The organism is uncultured Wocania sp. (assembly GCF_964021735.1).
GTDB lineage: Bacteria > Bacteroidota > Bacteroidia > Flavobacteriales > Flavobacteriaceae > Wocania_A.
This window is the reverse complement of sequence record NZ_CAXIBN010000164.1, coordinates 1-6,976: the sequence shown is the minus strand read 5'-3', so window position 1 is coordinate 6,976 and position 6,976 is coordinate 1. Positions and strand designations below refer to the sequence as shown.

The 6,976-nt window shown below is 30.7% G+C and carries 4 protein-coding genes; 3 read left to right on the top strand and 1 reads right to left on the bottom strand.

Annotation, left to right across the window (positions count from 1 at the left end; genetic code table 11):
• Window positions 1-1,825 (bottom strand): DUF559 domain-containing protein (locus tag AADI82_RS12500; RefSeq protein ID WP_341216762.1); only part of this gene is annotated, 1,825 nt, incomplete at its 3' end.
• A 196-nt stretch (window positions 1,826-2,021) separates the two neighbouring features.
• On the opposite strand from AADI82_RS12500, the gene AADI82_RS12495 reads away from it, so the two are divergent.
• From AADI82_RS12495 to AADI82_RS12485, 3 genes are all read left to right on the top strand, one after another.
• Window positions 2,022-4,088 carry a histidine kinase gene (locus AADI82_RS12495; protein WP_341216761.1) on the top strand — a complete coding sequence of 689 codons (2,067 nt, stop codon included), beginning with the start codon at window positions 2,022-2,024 and terminating at the stop codon, window positions 4,086-4,088.
• A 20-nt stretch (window positions 4,089-4,108) separates the two neighbouring features.
• Window positions 4,109-4,675 carry a response regulator transcription factor gene (locus AADI82_RS12490; RefSeq protein ID WP_341216760.1) on the top strand — a complete coding sequence of 189 codons (567 nt, stop codon included), beginning with the start codon at window positions 4,109-4,111 and terminating at the stop codon, window positions 4,673-4,675.
• A 386-nt stretch (window positions 4,676-5,061) separates the two neighbouring features.
• Window positions 5,062-6,976 (top strand): T9SS type A sorting domain-containing protein (locus AADI82_RS12485; RefSeq protein WP_341216759.1); only part of this gene is annotated, 1,915 nt, incomplete at its 3' end.

Genomic DNA, 6,976 nt, shown 5'->3' with positions numbered 1-6,976 from the left:
CGTATCTATGAACCGTTTTTACAGGCTTGCGTCCTGGTGGTAATTCATCAATAATAGAGATGTCTAAATCACCATAAACAGACATGGCTAAGGTACGCGGGATAGGGGTGGCGGTCATGACTAAAATATGTGGAGGGATAGGAGAAGCCCCACCAACCTCTCCAAAGGGGAGGCTTTCTAAGCAATTCGTAATATAGCGCAAAACATTGTCTATATCACCCAATACTTGATCGTTTGTAAAGCGAATGACTTTAAAACCGATTTCATTGAGAATTTGTGTTCGTAAATCATCGGCTTCTTTTTGCTTAATGGTGTTATAGTAGCCACCGTCAACTTCAATAATCAAATTCTTTTCTAAGCAAATAAAGTCAACTATAAATTCATCAATAATGTGCTGCCTTCTAAATTTAAAACCTAGTTTTTTACTTCTTAAGTATTCCCATAAAATACGTTCAGTTTCAGTAGTGTGCTTTTTGTTTTCGATTTGTAATTCTTTTAGCAATTTATAGGTAGAGGGACGCGCCGTCATATATTTTTTTCGTACTGCTTGGGCCTCCTCCCCATGGGAGGATTGAGGAGGACCTTTCTTCCACAATTTACTTCTCTGTGCTACTCCAAATCGATGTTGTTCATCAATAATAGCAAGCCCTAAATTTTTAAATTTCACTTTGTCTTCTAGTAGCGCATGTGTGCCAATAAGTATTTGTAAATCGCCATTTTCTAAAGATTCGTGAATTTTTTTTCTTTCTGAAGTTTTAGTTGAACCTGTTAATAGTTTTATACTGATATTTAATGAGTTACATAAATTATATAACCCGTTATAGTGCTGTACTGACAAAATTTCAGTCGGCGCCATTAAACAGGCTTGAAAACCGTTGTCAAGTGCGATGAGCATTGACATAAACGCCACTATGGTTTTACCAGAACCCACATCACCCTGAAGAAGTCGATTCATTTGTGCATTACTGCCTAAGTCTGCACGAATTTCTTTTAAAACACGTTTCTGTGCATTGGTTAATTCGAATGGTAAATGGTTTTTAAAAAAGCTGTTAAAATAATCGCCAACTTTTTCAAAAGGAAACCCTTTAATTTTAGACTTATAAATGAGGTTTTTTAAAATGAGTTGCAATTGAATATAAAATAATTCTTCAAATTTTAATCGAAATTGTGCCTTAGAAAGTAATGATTGATTTTTAGGAAAATGCACATTAAACAGGGCTTCTTTTTTTGAGATTAATTTTAATTCTGAAAGCAAATTATCTGATAAAGTTTCTACAAACCTTCCTTTGGTTTCTAGAAACAATTGCTGCATAATTTTACTTATCACACGGTTACTAATACCTTTATTAGATAATTTTTCTGTGGACGGGTAAATAGCTTGCATCCCAGAGCTTAGGTTTTTTTTATGATCTTCCAACAACTCCAAATCGGGGTGAGCCATATTAAATTTACCACTAAACCAGTTGGTTTTACCAAACGCCACGTAAGGTTTGTTAAGTTTTAAATTTTCTCGAATCCATTTTTGACCACGAAACCAAACGAACTCCATCGTACCTGTCTCATCTTGAAAGGTTGCCACCAATCGCTTCCCGCGTTTTTGTGCAACTTCTTTAAAACCTATTATTTTACCAACAACTTGTACATCGGCATTATTACGTTGTAATTGATTGATTTTGTAATACTGCGTTCTGTCAATATATCTATTTGGGAATAAGTTGATTAAATCCTGATACGTATAAATACCTAACTCCTTGCGTAGCAAATCGGCACGATTAGGGCCAACGCCTTTTAAATAATCTATTGGAGTTTGAAGATTAACACTCATAAAAGCGAATTTAGGATATTTCGTTTAGAAATAAGAAAACAAATTTTATTCAGTCATTTTTAAATTGAGTATAATAATTACTCATTATTGATATAATTCACGCATTTTAAGCGTCAAAATGTAAGTTTTTTAATGTTATATTATTAAAATGATTAAATTACTTACTCAAAATTAACACCAACCATCATTCCCTATAATGAAGCAACGGATAGTATCCTTTTTGTTGAATCAGTTTGTAATTGCAGCATTAATTTCTGGTATCATTATAATTTGCTTACCGGATTATTTTTCTAAATACAAAGTTGATTTAGTGCAAAGAAATGATTTAGGTGACGCACTTCATAAAATATATTATCAAGATTTAGATGGTGATAGTTTAAGTGAGCGTATTGAAGCTCAAGTAAACACTCTAGGTGATGCTAGTTATTTAATATATAAATCGAATGGTGATTTTGTAGATCAATTTAATCTGGACACTAAATACCCAACAACATTAAAAGGATTATGGTTTAGTGATGTTGATAATAATGGGTTTAAAGAAATATTTAATATTACGCAGTCAGCAGATTCAGCTTTTTTAAATATTCGTGAGCCTTTTAAACCAAACGGAATAAATCGGCAACGTATTTTTGTAGATACAATAAGTATGTTTGATGGGGAAAATAAATTTAGAATACAAACTTCAGGACGTTCATTTAACAAAAACATAAACAATAGCGAACTTGTATTTAATATTATGACAGGATTTGCGGCTAACCCAAGAAATGCTTATAAATACGATTTTAATAAAAACAATATAATTAAGTCACCACATTTAGCAAACTCTTTTAGTGTTTCTAAAGTTATTGATTTGGACGATGATGGAAAAGAAGAGATTATTATAAGTAATAATGCCTCAAATAACCAGATTAATAATTTTTATACTCATCGTCCCGATAGTAGTACCTGGTTAATGGTTTTAAATGACGATTTAAGTTTTATGTTTGAACCTATTGAATTTAAGGCACTAGGTTCTATTTCTAACAACACTATTAATGTAAATAACAAAACTAGAATTCTATCTTTTTTTGTGTCAAGGCAATATGATAAATTACCATCAAGATTACTTCTTCTATCAACCGATGGCGTTATTGAGAAAGAAAAAATATTACAGAAAGGAAGTAAAAAATATTTAGTAAAAGTTAATTCTAACCAGTTTGCTGTTACGGACAGAGTTAGAGGAGAAGTGGTTTTTTTTAACACTAATCTTGAAGAAATAAATAAGTTTAAAATAGAACCTTTTAAGTTTATTGAATATTATGATATCGATAATGATGGAAAAAAAGAATGGGTTATCTTTCGTAATAATTATGATAAAATTTCTATTTACAGAGATAAGTTTGAGTATCAAGTAGAATTTACATTGGCTGATGTTGAAGGCGAAGTCTCTAGTTATGGTATCCAGCAAATTAGTAAAACCGAAAACCAATTGTATTTTCAAAAAGGAGCAATATGCGAATTGTTTAGTTATAATAAAAATCCATTATATGCATTTCAATACATATTATATTTAATGATTTATGCTTTAATATTACTTTTAGTATGGTTAGTTGCTAAGGGGCAAAAAATAAGAATGGATAAGCAACAAGCTATTGCCACAGAGATTTCAGAATTACAAATAAAATCTATAAAAAACCAAGTAGATCCACATTTTGTATTTAATGCCATTAATACTATTAGCGAAATGATATTAATGGATAATAAGCTTGAAGCTGACAAGTTTATTGGGCGTTTCTCTAATTTTATGAGAGACACCTTGCAGCAGTCTGATAAAATATCAACAACGTTAAAAGCTGAATTAGAATATACAGAAAACTTTATAAAGCTTCAGCAAATAAGATTTATAAATAGTTTTAATTATGCTATTGCTATTGGAGAAAATGTTGATTTAAAAGCAATTGTGCCTAAGCATGTGTTGTTTACTTATACCGAAAATGCAATTAAACATGGCTTAGCGCTAACTAAAAATGGGATGTTAAAAATTAATGTAAAAAAACAAGCAGGTATACTTTTTATGAGTGTGGAAGATAATGGTATGGGTATGCGTCAATCAAAAACTAATAAAAAGAATTCAACGGGCAATGGGCTTTTAATTATGAATAGAATTTTTGATTTATACTCAAAATTAAAAAACAAAAAAATAAAGCAGCATGTTATAGAACTCAAAGACGCAAAAGGTAATAACGCTGGAGTTCGTGTAGAAGTTGAAATTTTAAATAAGTAAGTTTATTAAACTAATATAGTATGGTTGATAATAAAATAAAAGTAATAGTTGTTGATGATGAGCAAAGAGCATTAAACCGCATGAAAATTGTTTTAGGTAATTTTGAAAATGTTGAATTATTAGAATTAATTGATAGTTCTGAAGCAGCTTTTGATGCTATTTTAAAACACGAGCCTCATTTGGTGTTTATGGATATTGAAATGCCAGGGAAATCGGGTTTAGAATTGGCAGAAGACATTAATAAAAACAATCTAGATACTAAAATAATATATATTACAGCTCATAATCATTACGCTATCAAGGCTATAAAAAATTATGCATTCGATTATTTATTAAAACCTGTAAATATCGATGAGCTTAAAGCCACACTAGAGCGGTTTAAAACTAAACAACTATCAAACCTTAGTAAACGCGAGTTTGAAATTATACGTTTAATAGGTAAAGGTTTAAACAGCAAAGCTATTGGAGAAACCTTGTTTATTAGTCGGCATACGGTGGATACGTATCGCCGTCATATTCTTGAAAAAACGGGTTGTAAAAACTCTGCGGAGTTAATTAGCTATGCTACGCGTAATAATTTGATTTAACTTTTTTTGTTATTCCCTCGAAGGAGGGAATCTAATTGTCATTACGAGGAGCGGACTAGCCTGCACTGAGCGCAGTCGAAGTGTGGCAATCTGTTTGTTTTGCCATTGCGAGGACGAAGGACGTGGCAATCTCATTGTTGTTTTGTGTTTTTTTTTTGATTTTGAATTGGATAAACTAAGGCAGAAATCCACTAGTTTCTACAAAATCTTCTGTTGTAAAAAGCACCTAATACCACTTAGCGTAAAAAGTAAACACTTTGTCTTTCTTTTTATCCTCTTTTTTTAACTGTTGGTCTTAACTCTCAATGTTGAGTACTAATTCTCTCAATATCAAACATATTGGTAAAATGTTTCTGTTTTACTTTTAAAAAGATTAAACAGGTTTTATGAAAAAAATCGCACTTTTTATTACAATACTTTGCAATTATTCATTAGCACAAACATATGGTAGTGGTGCTATTACTTTTGATGCTGACCAAGATTTACCGATTGCAATAACTGCAACAAGTTTATTTGATAATGGTTTACATACTTATCAAATTAATGGATATACTAATCAACCAATTAGTTTTGAAAATTGGATTATTCAAGGTGCTTTAAGTAATGAACAAATAAGTTTAAAAAATAGGACTTTAATGCCTAACCCAAATGGATCCTTTAATTTATATGTTAATTCAAATGAAGATCTACGAATTTTAATTTTTGATATAAATGGAAGATTATTAGGTAGGGCAAAAAACATATCAAACAACAAAGGGCAACACCATTATTATCATTCAATGATACATACTTCGGATGGAATATATTTCATCAGGGTTATAGAAGGTCAAAATTTTGAACACTTAAAGTTTGTAAAAAAAAGTGGAAAAAACATAGATATAAATCAACAGCTAACATCAAAAGGTAAATCTTTTAAAAATCTAAAAACGCAAAAGAACACAATTACTAACGGATTAAAAAACTATCAAATTAGTTGGCAAGACGGTTATGGTATAGTTGGAAATAGTAGGGAAATAGAAATAGTTGAAGGCAATGAAAATAATATTTTTACAGGTGTATATACATTAGAAAAACCTTATTTCAACATAAAAGGTAAATTATTAAATGCGTATGATGGTACTGCACGATTATGGAAACCATATACTACAATTGGAAGAACTGAAGTTTTAAATGGTAATATTCAATATAATGGATTAAATGTTAGTTATGGCGAAAATAATTCGATTGTTCCATTTCATGGAATTTTACATATTGAACATGGAACATACGAAAATATTCCAATTGATATAAACATTACAAGTGCCTATCCTGGGGAAAATATATTAGATTTAGGAAATATTACAGTAGAACCAGTTAATTATGGCAACAGTCAAGAAACAGGGGATTTTGCAATTAGTATAAGGCTGTATAAATCTTCTTTAAATACGTCCGTTCCAATAGCCAACACAACAATTAAAGTAACTAATACACATTTCCCTGATAGTACTTACTTGTTTAATACAGCTGATAAAACTCAAGCAATTTTTGGGGATGTTTATATTCCGGAATCAAATAACCCATCTATTTATGAAATCCGAATAAAAGATAATAGAATCCCAGAATCGTTCAAAGAAACAGTAGTTTATAAAAATATTTATCAAGATAATGAAGGTGAAATTAATGGAAATAAAGTTATAGACCTTGATTTACTTCCCCCTCCTCCAGATTACCAAAATATAACGATGGTTGTAAGAGATTTTGAGACTTTAGATTTATTATCTGGGGCGACTGTGGATATGTATGAAAAAGAAGTTGTCAAATATACCTTGGCAAATGGTTATGAGTATTGGGGATCTAATTCATTACCCAATGCAGATGATAAAATAATTGAAAGTGGTATTAGCGATTCTAATGGACAAGTCTATTTTCCAAATGTTAGCAGAGAAAAAAAAGGAGTTTATTTCAAAGTTTCAAAAGATGGATTTTATAAAAAAGTAAACTTTGAATATAAGCTACCTGATATAGAAAGTTATGAGCAGACAGATACAATTCTAAATATTACAGCATTAAAGCATTTAGTTTATGAAGACAGCACGCCTATTACTGCTGATACTTTGATGGTTTATAATACTTATGGTGGTCGCGCTAATGCACTTGGTGTAAATAGTGAATTTGTATTAGGTCATATGAAAATTTATATTGACCCTGAATACAGTAATAGAGATGGTGTTATTGAGCATCTTAATGAATATGCTGAATTATTAGGCGTTCCAAATGGTTTTCAAGTTGTTGACACCCCATTTCCTGAAAAACCACCAATTA

Coding starts and splice junctions, on each gene's coding strand:
- AADI82_RS12495 (WP_341216761.1), top strand. CDS start 2,022: ATGAAGCAACGGATAGTATCCTTTTTGTTGAATCAGTTTGTAATTGCA.
- AADI82_RS12490 (WP_341216760.1), top strand. CDS start 4,109: ATGGTTGATAATAAAATAAAAGTAATAGTTGTTGATGATGAGCAAAGA.